This is a genomic window from Microcoleus sp. OTE_8_concoct_300, assembly GCF_031383065.1.
In the GTDB taxonomy this organism is placed as follows: Bacteria; Cyanobacteriota; Cyanobacteriia; order Cyanobacteriales; family Microcoleaceae; genus Microcoleus.
Map to the genome: position 1 here is coordinate 23,639 of NZ_JANMZH010000141.1, position 21,362 is coordinate 45,000.

Here is a 21,362-nt window from a genome sequence, read left to right on the forward strand (position 1 = left end):
TCGAAAATCAACTGCATCCCTCAATCGAAAATCGAAAATCGAAAATCTAAAATCGATATCCCTCAATCGAAAATCGAAAATCGAAAATCTAAAATCGATATCCCTCAATCGAAAATCGAAAATCGAAAATCGAAAATCAATTTGGTTTTGCCCCAACCCCGTCACAGAGACGCCGATCGCGATGGCTGACATTAGGATTAGTTCTCAGATAATCGCCCACCCAGTCGCAGCCCCTCACCAGCAAATCGTCAAGATCCAAATTCCACAAAATCACCCGATTATCCCGGCCAGCAGAAGCCAGAACCTTCCCATCCGGGCTAAAACTCACGCTCATCACGCTATCCTTGTGACCCGTCAAAGTTTTTAGCAAAGTCCCGCTGCGACTCCACAGCTTCACCTTATGATCGTAACTGCCCGAAGCAACCAACAAACCATCCGGACTAAAAGCAACGCTAGTCACGCTGTCGCTAGAACCCTTGAGCAGCGTCGCCACCAAAGTCCCGTCCACCTTCCACAATTTCACCGAATTGTCGTAACCCGCCGAAGCCAGCATTTTGCCGTCAGGGCTAAAAGCAACCCCCAACACAAAACTGTTGTGAGCCCCTTCAAAAGTTTTCAGCAAACGACCGTCCCGATTCCAGAGTTTTACAGTACCGTCATCGCTTGCAGAAGCCAGCATCGAGCCGTCGGGACTGAAAGTCACCCCTGTCACCCAGCCTTGGTGTCCCGTCAAAGTCTTAATCAACCTGCCGTTTCTCGTCCAGAGTTTAACAGTCTTGTCCTTGCTCGCCGAAGCGAGAATCTCGCTGTCAGGACTAAAACTCACGCTCATCACGCTGTCAGCGTGGCCGTCGAGAGTCAACAGCACAGAAGGCGAACACGGGAACAGGGGAGCCGAAGGACAAGGCAGAATATTATTCATGCCATCTTCTTTCAAACTCCAGATTTTCACCGTTTTGTCGTAACTCCCAGAAGCAATTAGCTGGCCATCGGGGCTGAAGCTGACGCTGGCGACTCTCTGAGTGTGTCCTTCCAAGGTTTCGAGCAAAACACCCGTGCGGCTCCAGATTTTGATAGTTTTGTCCGTAGAAGCAGAAGCCAGCCTTTGGCCGTCGGGGCTGAAAGTAACGCTTTGCACCCGGTTTTGGTGTCCGTCGAGGGTTTTGAGCGGTACGTCATCGAGCCGCCACAGCCTGATAGTTTTGTCAAAACTTGCCGAAGCCAAGGTTTTGCCTTCCGGGCTAAAACTCACCTGAGTAACTCGATCGGCGTGTCCCTCAAAAGTTCTCAGCAAGCGACTCTCCGGTTTAATGTTGCTAGCATCTGTTGGGCGTTTGTCGCCAACACCAGCCAGATTCCAGAGTTTGACAGTCCCGTCTGCACTTCCAGAAGCAAGTGTTTGACCGTCGTTTGAGAAACTGACACCAAATACCCACTTGCTGTGTCCCCGCAAAGTTGCTAGCAGTTCGCCGTCCCGCGCCTGTGTTGAATTTTGTGTTGCTGGGTGTTTTAGTGCAGCGATGCTCCAGATTTTTACCGTTGTGTCTTCACCCCCACTGGCGATCGTTTCACCATCGGGGGAGAAACTGACGGCGTAAATTTTCGAGGGTTGTCTGTTTTCGCTGTGCCACAAATTAGCGATTAACTTACCGTCAGAACTCCATAGTTTCACACTACCGTCATCGCTCGCCACAGCGATTATTTTGCCGTCGCGGCTGAAGCTGAGCCAATTTACGGGAGCAAATTGTTCGATCGTTCGCAGCAGCGTGCCGTCGGTTTTCCAAAGTTTGATAGTTTTGTCTCTAGATGCACTAGCGATCGTTTGACCATCAGGGCTAAAAGCAACGCTGGTAACGCTATTAGTATGCCCTTTTAAAGTTGCCAGCAAACTGCCGTCTCTTTGCCAAATTTTGACGGTTTTATCTAAACTTGCCGAGGCTATGGTTTTGTTGTCCGGACTGAACGCGACACAGGAGACGCTGTCAGTGTGGCCTTTGAAAGTTGCCAGCAAACTGCCGTCGCGCCGCCAAAGTTTGACGGTTTTATCTACACTGGAAGAAGCTATTGTTTCGCCGTCTGGACTGAAACTAAGACCCCAAACTACATCACCGTGTCCCTCTAAGCGGTTGCGTTCTTTGACTCCATAAACGGCCTGCTGGAGGGCGGCAGAAATCAGAATTTCCGTGTCTTTGAGAGTATACATTTGTTGGGAGTGTTCGAGCTGCCTCCACTTTTTACCAGCTCTCAAACTTTCCATCATGGCGTCAAATTTGTTGTTTGAGAAATAAAGTGCTTCAGAAGCTGCTGTGAGGGTACTGATTTCGGCTCGCTGAGTTTGAGCCACAGCTAGCTGTTTTTGACCCACAGCCCGCCACCAAAAGTTTACGGCGGCGATCGTGGAACTCGTTAGCAGCAGTACGCCGATCACTGCTAATCCCAGCAGTTGTTTGAGAAAAGTATTGGCTCGGTAGAGCTGTGCTTGACTCATCTTTTTGTCCGCTTCTGCTTTGTGCAGTCTGGCTTCTAAGCCGAATCTTTGGCGGATCGGCCGCACTAAATAGTCATGTACCAATTGATAGCGGTCTTCTGGGGCTTCCCGCAGCAGAAATAGCAAACCGTGACCGACTAAAATGTCTAAAATTAAGTCGAGGTTGTCGGTTTTCTTTTGTCGGCTTTCTGGGTCTTTTGCCAACTGTCGCTGTAGAGAAATTCTGCCGATGCTGCCGATCGCCGATAATTCGGTTTCGCAGGCATCGGCTGGCTGCTGGCCTGTAACTAATGAGAGTTCGTGTTTGGTTTTTATCAGCCGAACGCCTCTTTCATCTGTCAGGGAAAACAAGATTTTCCAAGCTGCGTCTTCGTTAACGAGTCCGCAGTCAGAGATGACTCTTTCGAGCGATCGCTTCACTAATTCCGCTTTGGGATTGTCCCCCAATTGCTGGTATTGTGCGAGACTGGTAATACCTTCTTCTTGCAATTGCGCTCCCACTACCTGCAATTCGATAGGTCGCACTTCTTGCAGTTCGTCTGCTAAATCTTCCACGAAGGCATCGATCAGTGCCGGCTCTAAATAAAATTCCGCCCGTTCCGTTAAGTGTCCGATGACAGCCCGCGCGTCTTTGATAGAAAAACTGCGCAGTTGGTAGCGGATGCTTTTGTCGAGAATATTATTGTTAATAGCGTCAAGATTTGGGAAGCGATCGCAATCTAGTAAGTAGTGTAAATAATCTTCACGCAAACACAAAATTACCTTAACATAAGGCACATTCAAAAACAAGCGCAAAAATTTATAAAAAAGTTGTCTTTGTGCCACTGAAGTAGAAACAAAGAAAAACTCTTCAAATTGATCGAAAATCAGCACAGTCAACAAATTATTTGTGGCATTTTCGCGCAACTGCTCTAGAATAAAAGAAGAGACTTCCGAGCTACGAGCAGGAATAACCGAGCCACTTCTTTTGTGGATTTCCTGTACTCCTTTGGAGATTAATTTACTTTCCTCCTCGGCTTGTTTTTCGTACAGTGCGCCATTCAAAGCATTTTCTAACTCGACCAGCCAGTCGGTGTAAACTTTGACTACTACGGGCAATGTATCGCGGGCGCCCGGAGTAATATTTTTCAAAGCTGGTACTAAGCCAGCATTGACTAGAGAACTTTTTCCGACGCCGCTGGGCCCGTGAATAATAGTTAATTTATGGTCGTCCCTGCTAATTCTTTCTAGCAAGCTATTGATATCTGTTTGGCGCGAGTAAGCTGTCATGGACGCTGCGATCGCGGCTTGATTTTGAGCTGAGGGACCCGAAGGATTGACGGCTTGTCGCTGCTGCTGCAATTGGCTGGCTCCGATAAAAGCTCTAAATCCGTATTGATATTCGATCGACCGCTGGGTTTTTTTAATCCGAAACGCTTTAAGATACTCTCCTTGCTCGAAATAAACCGCTTGCAGTTCCGTCAAAATATCGATGTAAAGTCGGGGGTCGTACTTCGGCTCGCTTTGAGATTGAGCCAACTCCAAAGAATGAACCGCCGCTTCCCACTGGCCTAGCTGCCGCAAACTTCGGGCTAAAAGTAAAAGATACGAACTCCTGTCGGATTTGGGATGTTGGATTTTAGATTTGAGTTCGTTACTTGACTCGTTAGTGCCGACAAATTCTGGATAATTTCCCTCAAACCCCAATCTCAAATCTTCAATCAGCAATCTCAAATCATTAGGTGTTTGATCCAAAATCGCCAAAGCCAACTCGGCTAGTTGGCGGGCTTGACTCCACCTCGACTCTTGCAGGGCAACTTCAGCCAAAAATCCGTAATCTTGAGCTAGTTGGCTGGGAGTACCGTAAGTGAAGTGCAGCTGCAAAGAATTTTCAGCTAATGCTTGCAACTCTCCCCAAGCTTTCAGGCGCTGCAGCACTTCTCCGAGGTGTGCTGTCACCTCAGCTACCAATTCGAGGCGTGAGGCAAGGGAGAAAGCGTTTCTAGATTGTTCGAGGCTAATCAAAGCTTGTTCCCAGTGCTGGCGGTTGGCTACCGGATTTCTGGCTGCTTGCAAACGGTGACACAGGGCTATGTGAAACAGCACTATGCCTTCTCTCTCTAAAAATAAAATATTGGGGACAGGATTCGACAAGGAAGACAAGGTTTGTGGGTTTTCGCCCTGTTCCAAGTTGGCCAGTTCCAAGTTGCCGGTTTGCTGCTGCCAAAATGCTAAACTTTCTTTGTAATGAATTAAGGCAGTTTCGGTTTGGTCGCTGACGTAGTAATCTCGACCGAGAACGAATTGCAGGCTGGCTTTGAGGGCGGGTTCTAATTCTTGACCGCGATTTTGTAAATCTCTTAAAGCTAATTCTAGTTCTCGGCGTGGCAAAGAGCCGATCGCCAAATCGAGGGTATTGCCCGGACTCAAGGGCGAATAGGAGTGGACATCTGATTGTCGTCCGTTTTGGCGTTGAGTGTCAAAGGTGAGAAAGCGTTCTCCGGAACCCATTTCGCGCTCCAGGGCGCCTTTTTCGCACCTTGGAAGGCCGGTTCCAAAACTAGCGAGGGCGCCGACGGTGCTGCTGCCGAGTTCTTGATTGAGTTCGCCTACTTTAAATATAGTATCGGCTCGCCCAGCGAGGAAATTAATTAATTCGTCAACGGCCATTTCAAATTTAATTGTGGCGGCGGCCCAACTTTTGAAATCCGGGGCCAGACGAATCATTTTGGTCACGATCTCATCTGTTACCCACAAAATCACCGGGCAGGAAAAATTTTTGCGAAATTCGTCTCGCACTTGATTGGTAGAGGCCATCAGTTCGTCGATTGCTACTACTGTTTCTAAACCGAATACCATCAAAGCCGAGGCGGAATCGACAGGCGAATACCCCTCCAGGAAAGTGCTTGAGAGCAGGGTAGTGTAGAGGGTTTTGACTGAAGCTGGCAGGACGATATCTTGAATTGGAACTGGGGACGCTTCTCGCAGCCGCTGCGCTATTTGCTGCCGCAACTGCTCGTAGTTGCAGCGCACCAAAATTAGCGAGAATTGCTGTTGAGACATGGCGATGGATCTTACCAGAGTTTTGAGCGATCGCTCGTTGTAGTTGGCAGTTTCTTGAACCTTAATTAGATCTGTCATGCGTGCACCTCTTTTGCATAAATCAATTACCTAACCCTCGCCAATCGTGACAGAAAGGGTATTTCTACAGAGATACGCGTCTCTATTGGAGGCTTTGTATCTTTAGAAATACGTAGTTTTTCCTACTTCTGGTATCAATACTTACATAGTTATTAGCTCCAATGTAAAGATATCATACCTCTCAATCTCAGAGAATGCGAGAGATCACAAGAAAATTTAAGCCCGCCTAATAAAATTTTTAGTCAGCTACAGATAAATTACTACAGGCCCTAAATAGCCAACCGCTAAATTTATGATAATACCGACGACTAGCTATTAGTAAACAACTCCAATATATCTGTAGCAGGCATTTAGCACAACAGGCAAAAAAATTGTCGTCCGGGATGGGATTATTTGAAATTAAGAGCAACAGGTAAAAACAGACATAGGGGGTCTGGCATTGCAGATATGAGAGTTGAGAGTGGGGAAAGTCCTTGGTGGCGGCACAGTTTTACGCGACAAAAACATCCGCTGCAGATAGCCCGCATTCAACAGAAATCAGCCAGCGGCAAAAACCGCTGACTGAGGGCTGTATTGGATTGTAGGAGTTCGGAGTTGTGAGCGGTGAATTTTAAGTTAAAGAGTTTCTAAGTAACGAATGGCGTTGCTGCGATCGAGAGTCGCGAATAATCTCAAAAATCCTAACTATTTTGGCTCAATGCCCTGTCGCCACTCCTTATATTTTGTGGTTTCTGCTAGAACTGGATTGATGCCAAACCAGCGACCTTCTTGATCGCGGTATTCAAACACAAACATACTTCGCAACAAGATTTGAGACTCTTCCTCGCCGGTTACACTTTGTCGGTTGACGACTTGAAACAGCAATTCCCATTCCATGTCATTGATCGCTGCCAAAAGGTCATCGCGATATTCTTGAATGACGCTTTCGAGGCATTCGCGAGAGAAGGGAGGGTCTTCGTGCTGCAAACAGCTATACAAAAGCATCAGTAGATTGCGAACGTGACCGCCGCTAATCCGGCAAAGCCGGTCTAAAGTTTCGGGAGAGTCAAAGACCTGGGAAATCAAATCGATGCGTTGATCCGGAGCAACTGCGGGGAAAGCTCTAGCTAATACTAGCTGCCGCAGCAGTGCCATTCCTTCCTTGTGGTCGTCGCCCGATCGCATTTGCACCGGTACCATCGGCATCACCTTGGGCTTGACTCCAAATCGACTGGCGAGGCGGCCGAAGTCGTTGGAAAAAATCAAAGTCAGGGGAATCGTGTAGACGACATGGCAATTGAGTTTTTTCAACTGTTCGCCGCGGTCTAAAAATAGATATTCTGGCTGGGTGCGTCCGCTGGGTTTGAGGGAGGCGTCGAGGCGGTCGAGGTTGTCAACGATGACTGCGAGTCCTTTTTTCCCTTGCTGCTTGAGTTCGGCGTTAGCTTTGTTGAGGAGTTCTTCGTTGATGGACTGCAAGATGCTGTTGGTGCGGGGTTCGAGATATTGCCTGAGTTGCGATCGCAGTTTGGGAGAGTCTTTAGTTTTAGCAGTAACTTTAGCAATGCCTATAGATAACTCCGCTTCCGCTGACAAATCTATGGGAGTCTGCAAAAATTCTGCCACTTCTGCAAACAGATTTGTAAAATAGCTCGGTCTGAGTTTGATTTTCGCGGATTCCATAGTTTCGCTGACTTGGCGCGCAATGCTCAGCAAAATATCGCTGATGTCTACATCACCCATGTCTAAGTCCTGGGAAGACTCGAAGTAAACGACACAAAAACCCTCTTGCTCTAGCTCAGCTTTCAGTCGAAACAATTCTGTAGATTTGCCGCAGCCGATATGTCCTGTAAATAGCTGACAGGTTGGCTGATCGGGCGAGATGCGGGTAATGGTTCGCTGTAAAGATTCAATGATTTTGCCGCCCCGCACGGAACCAAAATCAATGTAGTATTGATAATCTCCTGGGTCTCCCGCAACAAGGGTTTTGCTCGGGTTGCACGCTTTATAGAATCTGTCTAATTCGAGTGGGATCACAATTGAAGCCGAATAAAAGTTAAACAAGCTAATCGAAAGTCTAAACTTTCTTTGCTTGAGTTTAGTTGGATTTGTAACCTTTTGCCCTGTGGGGTAATGCCCTAAATACCCAAGTAACCTTGATCTGCTAAGCGGCTTGGACGGCGCTGGAATTGTGGATTTTTAATTAATAATTTTTAATTACCTAGCTGCATCAGTGATTTTACTGATCTTGGCAGGAGTCTGGGTAAATTTGCGGGGATCTGGTTAAATGGTAGGGGAGAAGGGGGCTGCTAGAGAGAGATTAAACAGTTTTGAATGTGTGCTAATCCTTAATTACTATATTGTCAAGAGGTAGATGGCTAGTTTTGGAGCGGTTTCTAAAACAGAGTTAGGGCGCAGGCGCCAAAAGTTGCGGCAGCGCAGGCGCGCTCGATTGGCGGCTGTTGTGTGGCAAATGCTGGCAGCGAGCGCAATCGCCGGGGGTTTGCTGTGGTGGATTGCTCAGCCGGCTTGGTTGATTGCCCGATCGGAACAAGTGAAGGTGGAGGGCAATCAGTGGCTGTCGGACAAGGCGGTGCGGTCTTTGGTGCCGTTGTCTTACCCGCAGTCACTGTGGGGGATTCAACCGCAGGCGCTGGCAGAAAAACTGGAGTCAACGGGGCCAATAGCCAAAGCTAAGGTGACTCGCAACTTGTTTCCCCCGAGTTTGACTATAGAAGTGGCAGAACGGCTACCGGTGGCGGTGGCGCAGCCGACGGCGGTGTTGAGATCCAACAGCGATAAGGAAAAAGTGGGGTGGCTGGACGCTCGCGGAGGTTGGATGCCGTCGGAGAGCTATACTGCTACTGTACGATCGCAGAATACTTCAAAAGGGCCCGGCAGCATTCAGGGACCTGGGCCTCAGCGTTCTTTGCCAACTTTAAAAGTCATCGGGCCTTTGGAACTGTATCGCGCCTCTTGGCCGAAGTTTTACCAAGGACTCAGCGGCTTGACGGTGAAAGTGTTTGAGATTGATTGGCAAGACCCGAACAACTTGATCTTGAAAACAGAGATCGGTACCGTACACTTAGGGCCGTACAGTTCCAGAACTGCGGAGCAACTTAAGGTTTTAGACCGAATGCGACAATTGCCTTCACAGCTAGATTCAAGCCTTATAGCCTACATTGACTTGAAAAATCCTGCTTCCCCGATCGTCCACTTGCCAGAACTCCCTGGCAGTTTGGAGAGTTCAACTCCCGCACCAACTCGCGCCCAGAATTGATCCTCTGTCCACAGAAGCTAGAAGGTATCGATCGGCTGGCAGAATTTTTACCAAAATAATGGGTTTAAAGCCTCCCCCTTTTAGGGGGACTTTTTTGTGATATGATATTTGCGTAGACTTTTTCCACGCAAATGATAGTCCTAGAGTTCAAGGCTAAGGGAAAAACAACTCAATATGCCGCTATTGATGAGGCGATATTGACGGCTCAATTTGTCCGCAATAAGTGTATCCGCTATTGGATGGATAACCAAGGCGTAGGACAGAAAGAGCTGTATCGTCTTAGCAAGACGTTGAGAGAAGAATTTCCTTTTGCTAAAGCCTTAAACTCAAGTGCTTGCCAAGCATCTGTTGAAAGAGCCTATAGTTCTATAGCTCGGTTCTACGACAACAGCAAAAAATCTATTCCAGGGAAGAAAGGCTATCCAAAATTTAAGAAGAATTGCAGCGAGGTGGAGTACAAAACTTCAGGATGGAAACTTTCCGAAACTAGGAAACAAATCGCTTTCACCGACAAGAAAGGGATTGGCAAGCTCAAGCTCAAAGGAACGTGGGATTTAAACTTCTATCAACTACATCAGATCAAACGGGTTAGGTTGGTGTGTCGTGCCTATGGCTACTATGTTCAGTTCTTGGTTGATGCTCAGAACAAGGGAGCCTTGAAGCCAACAGGGAAAACTATAGGACTAGATGTAGGAATTAAAGAGTTCTACACCGATAGCAATGGACACACGGAACCTAACCCAAAGTTTTATTGGACCAGAGAAAAACGGTTGAAGTTTCACGGGCGCCGTGTTTCTCGTAAAAAGAAAGGCTCTGCTAACCGCAAGAAGGCTATTAATAAGTTAGGGCGAGTACACCTCAAAATAAGTAGGCAATCGTGTTGCAACACGCCAAGAGAGTGGCGCGTTGCGTAATCCAATCTAACGATTTGGTCGCTTATGAAAATTTGAGGATTAAGAACTTAGTCAAAAACCATTGTCTCGCCAAGTCTATTAATGATGCAGGTTGGTTTCAATTCAGAAAATGGTTAGAGCATTTTGGCCTTAAGTATGGTCGGATAACTGTTGCAGTCAATCCGGCATATACTTCCCAGCAATGCTCTAATTGTGGCACTCTAATCAAAAAGTCTCTGTCTACAAGAACCCACATTTGTGAGTGTGGATTCGTGTTAGACAGAGACTGGAATGCCGCTATTAATATTCTGGAGCTAGCTTTGAGTACCATAGGGCATATGGGAACTTGGGTTTTAAACCCGAACGCTTCGGGAGATTTAGCCTCTACTGTTTTAGGTGCAAGCCTATTTCAGCAAGCTGGGTCGTTGAGCGAAGAATCACCGCACGTTCGATCGGGCGGTGAGTGTCAAACATCAGGATCAATACCCAGGGATTGAAATAAGGATACTTTTTTGAGAGAGTTCCGCATCGCTCGGCTGGTATCCATTTTTTTTTCTTATGCCTTGCCTAAAAGTGCCTTATGCACCAGGGCCTTGATGGGGTCAGTCGATATTTAGATGTTAGAGGGGGGCGCGAGCGCGAGGCGTGGAACGACTAGACGATTTGAGATTTACTGCATAGATGAATCTGGGAGCTTGAACAAGAGTCTAAAATGGGGATCTCTCCACGACACGAGTCGGGGGATTATATCCGTTTTTGGGCGGGGTCAAGCCAGGTACGGGCTAGGGAAGCCGACAAAATCTGAGATTGCTAACATTGAGGCTCGACCAGTGTTAGTTTTTCGCGCAACTTAGCCTATAGTTGATTGTGAATTGGCGTTTAGTTAACAAGCTGTAATCTACTATCCCCGACTCTCATGAAGCTTAATAATAGAGAGGAGTCTGAGCAAAACAGTCCCACTTCGGAAGAAGTAAAAAATTTTCCGGTGGCTGCAGATTCCGCCAATCCCTTTAGACGCAAGTCTGGTTATGTAAATGTAGATAGTATTGATATCGATCCTATGGTCAATCCCAAAGACATAATGCCCAGCAGTGCCGCCAAAATCAAAGTAATTGGCGTCGGCGGCGGTGGGGGCAACGCCGTTAACCGGATGATTGCTAGCGAGGTTTCTGGTGTCGAGTTTTGGTGCGTGAATACAGATTCCCAAGCTCTGGTTCTCTCAAATGCTCCGAAACGCTTGCAAGTCGGACAGAAGTTGACGCGCGGTTTGGGCGCGGGGGGCAATCCGGCGATCGGTCAAAAGGCTGCGGAGGAATCTCGCGACGAGGTTGCTAATGCTTTGAATCACGCGGATTTGGTATTTATCACGGCCGGCATGGGCGGCGGTACGGGTACGGGCGCGGCTCCGATCGTGGCTGAGGTGGCTAAGGAAATGGGCGCCTTGACTGTGGGCATAGTGACGCGGCCTTTTACGTTTGAGGGACGGCGGCGGACCAGCCAAGCTGAGGAAGGGATCGCGGCTTTGCAAACCCGAGTGGATACGCTGATCGTGATTCCTAACGACAAGCTGCTGTCTGTGATTTCGGAACAAATGCCGGTGCAAGAGGCTTTTCGAGTTGCTGACGATATCCTGCGCCAAGGGGTTCAGGGTATTTCTGACATTATTACTATTCCCGGTTTAGTGAATGTTGACTTTGCTGATGTGCGGGCAGTAATGGCGGATGCGGGTTCGGCTTTGATGGGCATAGGCGTGGGTTCTGGCAAGTCGCGGGCTAGGGAGGCTGCGATGCAGGCTATTTCTTCGCCTCTGCTGGAAGCTTCGTCTATTGAGGGCGCTAGAGGTGTGGTGTTTAACATTACTGGCGGTACTGATATGACGCTGCACGAGGTGAATGCGGCGGCTGAGACGATTTACGAGGTTGTCGATCCGAATGCCAATATTATTTTTGGAGCGGTGATTGACGAGCGGCTTCAGGGGGAAATTAAGATTACTGTGATCGCTACTGGTTTTTCGGGAGAAGTTGCGTCGCCTCCGGCTCCGGGGCGGACGCAAAATGTTAATGCTCCTTGGCGGGCTGCAACTGTGCCTGTGGCTCCTGCTCAACAGACGCCTGATCCGAAAACGAAACCGCAGGATTTGGGATTGGATATTCCTGAGTTTCTGCGCAACCGTCGTCCGACGAGGTAATTTTAGATTTTGGATTTTGGATGGCGGATTAAATCTAAAATCTAAAATCTAAAATCTAAAATTTCTAGGGTTTGACCGGGTTCGGGTTCGAGGAGTTGGGTGGAGAGTCCCGATTTTGCTAGTAAATCGCGAAATTCGGGGATGCTGCCGACCGATCGCACTAACATTGGTAAAATGCCTGTGGCTCGGATGTCTCCCGCCGCTGTAGGCAGGAAAAACCGAGGTTTCAGTGTTTGGGCGAGGCTGAGGGCTTGTTTTGGGCCCATGAGGACTTGTCCGAGGAAGGGGAAGATTTGACCGATGACTGGGGCGATGGCTACGTCTACTGTGTCTATTTTCTGTTTGACTTTTTCTAATGGTGGCAGGTGCGGTTCGTAATAAAGTGTCTCGCCACTGCTTAAATCTTTGAGCAAATAGCCGTTTTCTTCCTGTCCCGGCTGGATTTGGGCTCCGGGTACGGCGGTAATTTGTAACTTTTCTTTAAAATTTAACTCTTGCCAATTTGCTAAAGATGTGATACAGGTGTAGCCTAAACTGCTGAGGACTTGGGCGGCGGTGGGTGAGGCGATCGCGGGAATTGTGCGATCAAGCTGTTTGAGTGTTGGTCTGTGACAGTGGTCGTCTAATCCTTGGGAAATCAGGATGAGGTCGATCGGCGGTAAGGTGCTGGGAGTGAAGGCGACGGGGGTGTTGTGGTAAGCGGTGAACAGCCAGGGTTGACCGTAAAATACGAGGGGATCGACTAGCCAGGGATCGACGAGGATTGTTTGGCCGGCAATTTGGAAGATCCAAGAGTTGAGGTCGATTCGGGTGAGTTTCACTGTTGTTTGCAATAATTCTTTACATTTGTTTTAATCATACCTAATTTTGTTTGGGGAATTTTAACCGCAGATGAGGGCGGATGAGCGCTGATGAACGCGGATATGATGGGATTTTGTAACCGCAGATGAGGGCGGATGAGCGCTGATGAACGCGGATATGATGGGATTTATCTGCGTTTGTTTGCGTTTATCTGCGGTTGAAATAAGATGATTAAATGGAAGATTCCTGTGGCTTTGACTGTGGCGGGTTCGGATAGTGGCGGCGGGGCGGGAATTCAGGCGGATTTGCGGACTTTTGCGTTTCACTGTGTGCACGGTACGAGTGCTTTGACTTGCGTGACGGCTCAAAATACTTTGGGGGTGATGCGAGTTGATGCTTTGTCTGCGGAGGCTGTGGCGGCTCAAATTGAGGCGGTGGTTGGGGATATTGGGGTGGATGCTGTGAAAACTGGGATGCTGCTGAATCGGGAAATTATGGCGGCGGTGGCTTTACAGGTGGAAACTTTGGGAATAGGGACTTTGGTTGTCGATCCGGTGATGGTTTCACGATCGGGCGATCGATTGGTTGATGACGGGGCGATCGCGTTTTTGCGGGATGTTTTGATGCCAATGGCTGCTGTCGTGACTCCGAATCGGTTTGAGGCTCAGATTTTGAGCGGTTTGGAGATTTTTTCTTTAGAGGATATGCGGGTGGCGGCGCAACAGATTTATCGTTTGGGTGCGAAAGCTGTTTTGGTGAAAGGCGGCGGGATGGCGGGAGATTTGCGGGGAATTGATGTTTGGTTTGATGGTACGCGGTTGGATGTGTTGAAGACTGAGACTGTTGATACTCGGAATACTCACGGGACTGGTTGTACTTTGAGTGCTGCGATCGCTGCTAATTTGGCTTTGGGTAAAGATTTGTTTACAGCCGTGACATTGGCTAAGGATTATGTTACTACTGCTCTCAAATATGCTTTGGATATTGGGGAAGGCCAAGGGCCAGTAGGTCATTTTTTCCCGCTTTTACTGAAGTAAATTGTGAACTCATCCCTTCTCTTCCTTTCTTCCTTCGCGTCCTTTGCGCCTTCGCGGTTCGTTTAATTTCTTAATTTTTCAGGCGATAGAGCGATCGCCACCAAGTCTTCGATTTTCTTAATATTCGGATCGCCGGCCAAATAACCAATCCCTCGGTGCAAGTGCAGGCGAAATTGTTTGGCTAGTGTTTCTTTTTCTGTGCCTAAATTGTCTTGGTGACACCGCTGCTTGAGGGCAATTATCAAGATATCGGCCATGTCGCCACCGAAGACATCCCAGCTTAATTCGACGTTGCTGTCGCTGGGAATTGGTACTGGGGATGGGATGCTGGGTTCGGCGAGCGATCGGCAAAATCCCCAGCGACACAGGATGTTCCACTGGTCTATTTTGGTCGATCGTTTCAGTTTTGATAGTTGGTCTTTGCCTGTTTGGGACAGGCGGATGCGATCGACTGGTGGTTCCATGAGTCTAATATTTTTAACCGCAGATGTTGGCAGATTAACGGAGATTAACGCAGATGATACCATGAGATTGGAGCTGCTGTTTAGAAGTTGTGGACTATTCGTTTAATTTCTACTTTGGGGTTGCCGAAATTGATTAGCAAGCAGATGGTTATTTTTGTAGCTTTTATGACATTGAGACACTGTGCTGTTTCTCTTTCACCGAGTGATTTGATAGCTTTGAGTTCTACAAGCACGGCTCTTTCCACTAACACATCAGGCACAAATTTCCCAACAATTATATCTTCGTAATGGACATAAATTGTAAACTGAGGTTCAACCAACATTCCTGTTTTCCGCAATTCATAAACCAAAGCATTCTCATAAACTTTCTCTAAAAACCCGTAACCCAACCTGTTTCCAACCTTAAAAGCACACCCAATAATTTTTTCCGTAATCTCATTAAGTTCCAATCTGCGTTCATCCGTGTTCATCTGCCCTCATCTGCGGTTCAAAAAATCCCACATCCAAAACTCTACCAAAAATCACCTTCTGCTACAATAATTTGACACCTGGTAAAATTCCATCTGCTGTTCATTAACAAATTTTTACACGGCGCGGGCTTGATAAAATCGGCGGTTTTTGGTATTGTATTTCTAGTAGGATTTATCCTATATAATCGGATATTCGCCAAAATAAAATTTTCGCAACCATCCCATTATACAATATATACTACCGCAACTCCCCAGCAAAGTCAAGGGGTTGCGGCTATTTTTTAGCGCGAATTTTTATTCCCAGAAGTAACCTTTTTCGACGGTGGTTTGGTGTTTGGCGGAGTCGTATTTGAGGAGGTAGCTGTGGGCTATCGCCTCTAATTCTTGGAGTTTTTCGTATTCTACTTTTCTAATTTCCGTGTCGGTAGAAAGCAGGATGACTTGGTGGCTGGCCGAGGGGAAATAGCGTTCGACTAGGTTGTTTCTGTGGGAGGAGTCGAGGCGGCCTAAGGGAGTGTCGATCGCCACTGGCAATTGTCTCCCGGATACTCTAGCCAATCCCCACAAAAAGGCGATCGCCAGCAATTGTTTTTCCCCGGCTGAAAGTCGGTGTTTGGGTACAGGTTTGCCTTCTGGATCGTAAATGGAGAGGCTAAATGTTTGAGTGTCGATCGCAACTCTGTGCACGAGGTCGGTTTTGTGCAAGAGGTAGCGGAAACAGTCGGTAATTTCTATTTCAAGTTTGTTGAGTTTTTTGAGGGTGAGTTTTTCTTTAAAGAGTTTCAGGGTAGCTTGGGCTTTGGCGATCGAAGCGATGACGTGTTGGCTGTTTCTGATGGTGATGTATTCGCTGCTGTAGTTTTCTAGTTCTTTTTGGTTTTTGGCTAATTCTCTCTCTAATTCATCGACGCGGCGGTTGGCTGATTCCAAGGCTGCGGCTGCGATAGCGACTGCTTTTTGGGCTTTCCTGACTTCTTCTTCTAGTTTTTCGTATGCTTCGGGGGAAGCTGCGGCTGCGAGTTGTCTGTCTGTAAAGTCAATTTCTGCTTCGATGTTTTTGATTTCTTCTATTTGGTCGCGGGCTAGAATTTGCTGGGCTTTGATTTGGTAGCTAAGGAGGTTTTCTAGTTGCTGGATGCTGTTGTTGTCGGCGTTCATCCAGGGCTGAGTGTCTGTTCCGGCTTGCTGTTCGAGTTCTTGGTCTTGTTGGCGGATGAAGTCTTGAATTTTATCTAGCTGTTGGGGATTTAACGAGATTTCTGCGATATAGTTGAGAAGGCGATCGCTTCTTTGTTTGATAACATTTTGGGCAATCTTTGCTTGCTGCTGGCTGGCTTCTGTTTGTGCTTGAATTTTTGCTTCGCTTAGCAAGGGCGAAATTAGGGCTAGTGGTAGCGTATTTGACGCCAATTCCGTCATGGCTTGACGGCTTTTTTCTGCCTGATTTCTGTAGTCGTTTAGCTGTCTGTCTAGTTGACTGCGATCGGCGGCAATTTTCCCGCCTTCATAAATAAATTTTTCGGATGCTTGTTGCTGATTTCTTTGAGCTTTATCTAATTCGTTTTTAAAGCTAGCTTGTTCTTGCTTAGCTGAGTCTATTTCATCACTAATTTTCTTAAAAGTTTCTTCGATTTTCTCTAAAGCAGCCAAGTCTTTTTTGCCAGCAATTTCTTTCCGCTTGCGGCCGGCTAATATTTCTAAATCGACGGCGAGGCGTTCTGCTAATTCTAAACCTAAAAGAGATTTAATCGCTCCGACGACAAACTCTGGCGGTGTTTCGAGTTCGGCGAGTTCTTTTACTTGTTCGCCGTCAAACAAAAACAGGTTGGATATTCCGACGGGCAAAAGGGTTTCGATGTATTCGTCCCAGGTGTTAGTAATTGCTTTGTCCGACCACCAATCGCTGACAATCTCGCTGTAGATGAGAATGCTTAGGTTGTCTTTGATATCTAATTTTTTCCAGTATCTAACTATTTTGAATTGAGTTAATTTGTCGTCTTGGACTTGTTCAAATGTTAGTTCGACGCGGGTATCTTCTAATGGGGGAGTGTGGCGGTTGACGGATTGATTTAGAAAGTCGCTGTAGCTTAAATTGCCTCTGGTGGAACATTGGGCGCGGCTACCGTAGAGGGCGAGGCGAATGGCGTCCATGAGGGTGGTTTTGCCGCCGCCATTCATGCCGCCAAATAAAATGACTGGGCAGGGATTTCCGTCTTTTTCGGGGCGGAGATTGATGGTTTGGGTGCCTGCATAGGGGCCGAAGTTTTTGAGAACGAGTTCGAGGAATTGCATTGTAGATGTAGATGTTGTTGGTTGGTGGGGGGGGCGGTTAGCAACGGATTTGGTAGCGGATTTAACGGATGGGTGGTTGGTGGGGGGCGATTAGCAGCGAATTTAACGGATGGGTGGTTGGTGGGGTGGCGGTTAGCAACGGATTTAACAGATGGGTGGTTGGTGGGGGGCGATTAGCAGCGGATTTGGTAATCACCCACCAATCATCCGTTACATCCGTTACAAAATCCGTTGCTAACCGTCCCCCCCTTGCTACCAATCAATCACATCGGTTGAATCTTCCTCCTGGTTCCGGGGCTGAATGCTGGGAGGTAAGGGTAGTTCAGCATCTGTTTCTTCATAGGTTCCTGAACTTCCTCTTGTCCAACCCCTGCCACTTGTTTTCGGCGTCCACAAGTATGGTTGAATGTGTTTCTGCCAACCTTGTACAGATTTTGGTGGGAGGATGCGGTGATATTCTAACTTGCTGCGTCCAAAGTTTATAAATAAACCTACTTGTGCTCCTGTAGCTGCTACGTAAGCTATTATTTGAGCTTTATCTTTATCGGTCATTGGATAATTTACGGCTTTATCCTCTACTACAATACCTTCATTCACCCAATGGTCTAGATAGAGGATTCCCATCCAAACTTGACCGTCGTAAATTTGTCTGGGATACTCCATTTCTGTTGTTAAACCGGATTCTATCATTTCTGCATCAAAGGCTCTTTGGTAATGTTTTTCTCTTAAACCTTTTTGCGTCCTCCGGTGTACTCTCATTGCACAGCCGATGATGCTGTATGTAAGTTCCTGATGGGGAATATTAGGATTAATCATGGTCGTAAAAATTTTGTAATTTCAACGATGAGGGTTGGGTAATAATCAGGTTAATTGACAGCCTATTGTATCCGATCGCTCGGCGGGGTGGCTGTCAACAAGTTTGGGTTTAACCGCAGGCTAGCGCGTGCTAATCGCTAGGTTTTTCCTCTCCTGAATTTGGCGGTGAAAATTTAATATCCGCCCAAGATAGCTGCCTACTTTGATTGCTGTTGCTTTCGAGTTCTTCTTTAAGTTTGGCAATATCAACGGTATCGTTTTTGGCGGAACTGTTGGTTTGGGCGATCGCATCTTTGAATTGCTGAATGTTTTCGGTCGGATTTGCTTTAATATCTTCCACCGCTTTTTTTAAATTGCGTTGATAGTGGGCGTTGCCAATCGCTTCTTCCTTCGATCGCGAACTGGTTTCAAAGCATTTGTCCAAATCGGCGTAAATGCCTGTACGGCGGGGCTTCGTGTAGTATTGGCGTTCTGTATCCAGGAGTTTTGCCATCAATTCGAGGTGCATTTTGTCGTCTCTGCAAATCTCTTCGATCACAGCCCATTCGTCGCTACCTAAGAGTTTTCTTTCGGCGGCGGGACGGGAATCTTCAAAAGGTTCGCCCGTAACTTCTTCGTAAATCCGGGGCAAAGAGTCGTCAAATTCATGCTTTTCTTCCAGCCAAATTCGGCGGATTTCGCTAAGTTCTTCTGGGGTAATTAAGGTGATATCGCGCATTTCTAGGGGTGCGGTTTTGCGGATTTGGGTTTGTGCTTCCAAGACTCGTCTCAGCCAGTGTTCTCGCCAGAATTTGGTGTAGGGCCCTGGGATGGGTTCGACGGAGGTTGTGTCGTCGCCCATATTGCGTTCAAACAGTTCTACTCTACCGTAGATGCGGCGGAAGTCTCTTTTTGGGTGATCGTCTGGAATGTCTAATTCGTTGCGAATATCGAGTAGAGGCTGCATCCATTCTTTTTCCTCATCGTTTTGAATCATTGCCTCCATAGATTTATCTTGGCTTACCATTGTGCAAACCCAGCAGCCAAAGCGAGAATTTCCACAACTAGGGGTGGAAGTATCAACAACTAGAGGACATTCATTATCTGCTGTCGCACCTCGATACATAGTTAGCAAATCTTTATTGTTATTTCCCCACGGATTATCCCACTGCATCAAGTAAAGCCACACTTCATCTGTTCGCCAGTCTTCAATGGGAAGGTAAATATAAGAGTTAGGGCGAGTGGGATTAGCATTAAGGCGTTCGCTTACCCGCCACTCCCTATGTTTAGCCATATTTGCGGCGCGTTTAGCACTTTCAGCCTTGCGAGTACCTAGAACAAGAATTACCTCGCCGCTAGTTCTAATTATTTCACGAATAAAAGAACCGGTTGGTTGTATTTTTAATCGTTCCGTACACCATCTAAATCGATTTCTAGGTGCTGGGTATCCTTTACCTATTAAGCACACCCAAAAGGTATCTTGAACGGCTGGATAAGTTAAATGAGTCTCTATTGGCATTCCCTGTTCTTGGGCTGCAACTTTCATCCGTTTTAGAGAATTATGTACTCCAGCAGCTACTATAGGGTTTTCTACCAGTGTATCATTTGTTAAAACATGAATTTTTTTGTGGCGTTTTTCAAGTGGTAACTCTGCAATCGCATACCAGACAAGCTGTAGGACTGCCGAACTATCTTTGCCGCCACTCCAACCGATTACAAGTGGGAGTTCATCTTGACAATAAAGCTCTTGAATTTCCTTTTTCAAAATTTCTATGTCTGCCATTAAATCGCCAATATTGCGGGGCGGAAATAGTGACATTTGTTGTAAATCATTCATTTTCTAGAGCTCCGTTTTGATTTTAAAGTAAACACATTTTTGCGATGCCACTGAAGCGCATCTTTTCTCGGATAATATTGCTCTAAACTTGGCAAAAGAATCGGTTCTCCGTGAAACTCTCTCATTAATCTAGGGTATGGTGAGTCCTCTTGTAGATCGCTAGCAACTATAATTTGATAACGATCGTCAACAGCAAACCATCCGCGATCGAATGCCCAGTGATGATTTTTACACAGTGAGAGTCCATTATCTACTCTATTATCATAAAACTCGGAGAAGGGCTTGATATGTGCGCCATCTACAATACTTTGACTAAGTGAACGAGTCACTTTTAATCTACAAAAAGCACATCGGTAATCATACAAATGCACGACAGATTTACGAAAAAAAGCCTCTCTAAACAGAGATTTTTTTAAATACATCTTTGGTAGTCCATCTGTATTAACAGATTCACTACTATCTAATTTATCCCAGGTAGAATCTTGGAGAGACTCGTTAATTGTTAAAACATCTTCTATCTGTTTTTTGTTAGATGAAAACCAGCTAGATATCAATATATCTATTAATTCTTGGCGGGCATTAGTATCTTGCAATAAATTAAATAGTTCATCGTCAAGTTTGGCACTATCAACATCTCTTTTTAAGGTGTTGATTGTTTGAGCACGCCCTCCTTCGTATTGTTCGCTAAATTTAACGTACCAAAATTTAGGTTCCCTGTTTTTCAAGTGAAAAAATGGAATAGCAAAATTAACACCCTTGAAGGAATCAGAAGTCAACACAGACCAGTATTTTTTGAATGTGTTAATTAATTCATCGGAAATGGTAATGTTGTTCTCCTTAAGCAAACCTTGTGTAATTAACTCAATTACAGACAGTAGCATTATTGGCTGATTTAGAGCATCGCCTCCTTGTTTATTCTTGCCTACATTGATCTGAGAAAAACAATTGCGATAGTATGCTAAATTCTTATTTTCGGACTCTTCTCCTGTAGTCATTTCCTCCTCCCGCGATGATTAAATACAATCCAACCTAAAATTTTACACTCTTTTAAACAAAAAGTTAAGCACCGCAAGGCACAACCATAACGCAGAAACTAGACAATTTAAGCAGTGTCAGCAGACTAAAAATTAATTTTATAGCCTAAACTGGTGATAATTATATCACTGTCCGCGTGCATCTGCGGTTAAAAAAATCATATCTCCCACCCCAAATCAAATATGTCCTACAGCGACTTCAAAACCATCGACCAAGCCGTCTCAACCCTGGATTTAACCGTTGAAGACATTCCCCACTTATTCAGCCAAATTACCCCCCTCGCACCTTCAGAACGCCTCAAACAAACTCTAGACGAAGCTTTAGACTTAGCCTCAAGTATCAGCACGGAAAAAGCTCGATCGGAATTAATCCTCACTCCCATTCTACTCGAGATACGGCGCACTTTCAACAACAAAATTGGCTATTTTTCCGGCAACACATTTAACGTAGAAGAGAGCAAAGGATTAACCGGGGCTTGTGACTTTCTCCTCAGCGCATCGAGCAATCAATCATTGGTGACTGCCCCAGTCTTGACATTGGTGGAAGCAAAAGACAACGATATTAGAATAGGATTGGGACAGTGTGCGGCTCAGATGGCAGCAGCTCAAATATTTAATGCCCGCAAAGGGCAAGAACAATCCGCAATTTATGGAGCAGTTTCAACTGGTACAAACTGGAAATTC

General features: G+C 46.4%; 14 protein-coding genes and 1 pseudogene. 6 read left to right on the forward strand and 9 right to left on the reverse strand.

Annotated elements, in window-relative coordinates; all coding sequences use genetic code 11:
• Positions 1-136 precede the first annotated feature (136 nt).
• Both ACUVJL_RS07100 and ACUVJL_RS07105 read right to left on the reverse strand, forming a co-directional pair.
• On the reverse strand, positions 137-5,608 hold the full coding sequence (locus tag ACUVJL_RS07100) for an nSTAND1 domain-containing NTPase (protein WP_445245210.1): 5,472 nt from the start codon (positions 5,606-5,608) through the stop codon (positions 137-139).
• A gap of 684 nt (positions 5,609-6,292) precedes the next feature.
• Positions 6,293-7,624: a P-loop NTPase fold protein gene (locus ACUVJL_RS07105; protein WP_445245211.1), complete on the reverse strand. Its 1,332-nt coding sequence runs from the start codon at positions 7,622-7,624 to the stop codon at positions 6,293-6,295.
• A gap of 337 nt (positions 7,625-7,961) precedes the next feature.
• On the opposite strand from ACUVJL_RS07105, the gene ACUVJL_RS07110 reads away from it, so the two are divergent.
• From ACUVJL_RS07110 to ftsZ, 3 genes and pseudogenes are all read left to right on the forward strand, one after another.
• A complete protein-coding gene (locus tag ACUVJL_RS07110) occupies positions 7,962-8,867 on the forward strand; it encodes a cell division protein FtsQ/DivIB (RefSeq protein WP_445245212.1) in 906 nt (301 codons plus the stop codon).
• A gap of 131 nt (positions 8,868-8,998) precedes the next feature.
• Positions 8,999-10,257, forward strand: a pseudogene (locus ACUVJL_RS07115) (RNA-guided endonuclease InsQ/TnpB family protein).
• 419 nt (positions 10,258-10,676) lie between these two features.
• A complete protein-coding gene (gene ftsZ, locus ACUVJL_RS07120; protein WP_445245213.1) occupies positions 10,677-11,948 on the forward strand; it encodes a cell division protein FtsZ in 1,272 nt (423 codons plus the stop codon).
• 41 nt (positions 11,949-11,989) lie between these two features.
• On the opposite strand, the gene ACUVJL_RS07125 is transcribed toward ftsZ, so the two are convergent.
• On the reverse strand, positions 11,990-12,769 hold the full coding sequence (locus ACUVJL_RS07125; protein WP_445245214.1) for an MBL fold metallo-hydrolase: 780 nt from the start codon (positions 12,767-12,769) through the stop codon (positions 11,990-11,992).
• A gap of 207 nt (positions 12,770-12,976) precedes the next feature.
• On the opposite strand from ACUVJL_RS07125, the gene thiD reads away from it, so the two are divergent.
• Positions 12,977-13,786: a bifunctional hydroxymethylpyrimidine kinase/phosphomethylpyrimidine kinase gene (thiD, locus tag ACUVJL_RS07130; protein WP_445245215.1), complete on the forward strand. Its 810-nt coding sequence runs from the start codon at positions 12,977-12,979 to the stop codon at positions 13,784-13,786.
• Positions 13,787-13,848: 62 nt separating this feature from the next.
• On the opposite strand, the gene dndE is transcribed toward thiD, so the two are convergent.
• The 3 genes from dndE to dndD all read right to left on the reverse strand — a co-directional run bounded on the left by dndE (position 13,849) and on the right by dndD (position 17,012).
• Positions 13,849-14,250 (reverse strand): DNA sulfur modification protein DndE, encoded by a 402-nt coding sequence (dndE, locus tag ACUVJL_RS07135; protein ID WP_190660605.1) that lies wholly within the window; start codon positions 14,248-14,250, stop codon positions 13,849-13,851.
• 80 nt (positions 14,251-14,330) lie between these two features.
• The gene (locus tag ACUVJL_RS07140) at positions 14,331-14,720 is read right to left on the reverse strand and encodes a GxxExxY protein (RefSeq protein ID WP_445245216.1); all 390 of its coding nucleotides are present in this window, start codon (positions 14,718-14,720) and stop codon (positions 14,331-14,333) included.
• 294 nt (positions 14,721-15,014) lie between these two features.
• Positions 15,015-17,012 (reverse strand): DNA sulfur modification protein DndD, encoded by a 1,998-nt coding sequence (dndD, locus tag ACUVJL_RS07145; protein WP_445245217.1) that lies wholly within the window; start codon positions 17,010-17,012, stop codon positions 15,015-15,017.
• A 21-nt stretch (positions 17,013-17,033) separates the two neighbouring features.
• On the opposite strand from dndD, the gene ACUVJL_RS07150 reads away from it, so the two are divergent.
• Entirely contained in the window at positions 17,034-17,189 is a 156-nt protein-coding gene (locus ACUVJL_RS07150) for a hypothetical protein (RefSeq protein ID WP_445245218.1), read from the forward strand.
• Between the two features lie 75 nt (positions 17,190-17,264).
• On the opposite strand, the gene ACUVJL_RS07155 is transcribed toward ACUVJL_RS07150, so the two are convergent.
• The 3 genes from ACUVJL_RS07155 to ACUVJL_RS07165 form a co-directional block, all read right to left on the reverse strand.
• Complete coding sequence (locus ACUVJL_RS07155) at positions 17,265-17,828, reverse strand: GxxExxY protein (protein ID WP_445245219.1); 564 nt, start codon at positions 17,826-17,828, stop codon at positions 17,265-17,267.
• A 130-nt stretch (positions 17,829-17,958) separates the two neighbouring features.
• Entirely contained in the window at positions 17,959-19,644 is a 1,686-nt protein-coding gene (gene dndC, locus ACUVJL_RS07160) for a DNA phosphorothioation system sulfurtransferase DndC (protein ID WP_445245220.1), read from the reverse strand.
• Entirely contained in the window at positions 19,641-20,639 is a 999-nt protein-coding gene (locus ACUVJL_RS07165; RefSeq protein WP_445245221.1) for an HNH endonuclease, read from the reverse strand. Before ACUVJL_RS07165 ends, dndC begins: the two co-directional genes overlap by 4 nt.
• 222 nt (positions 20,640-20,861) lie before the next feature.
• Here ACUVJL_RS07165 and ACUVJL_RS07170 point away from each other — a divergent pair.
• The coding region (locus ACUVJL_RS07170) for a hypothetical protein (protein ID WP_445245222.1) at positions 20,862-21,362 on the forward strand (501 nt) is incomplete at its 3' end.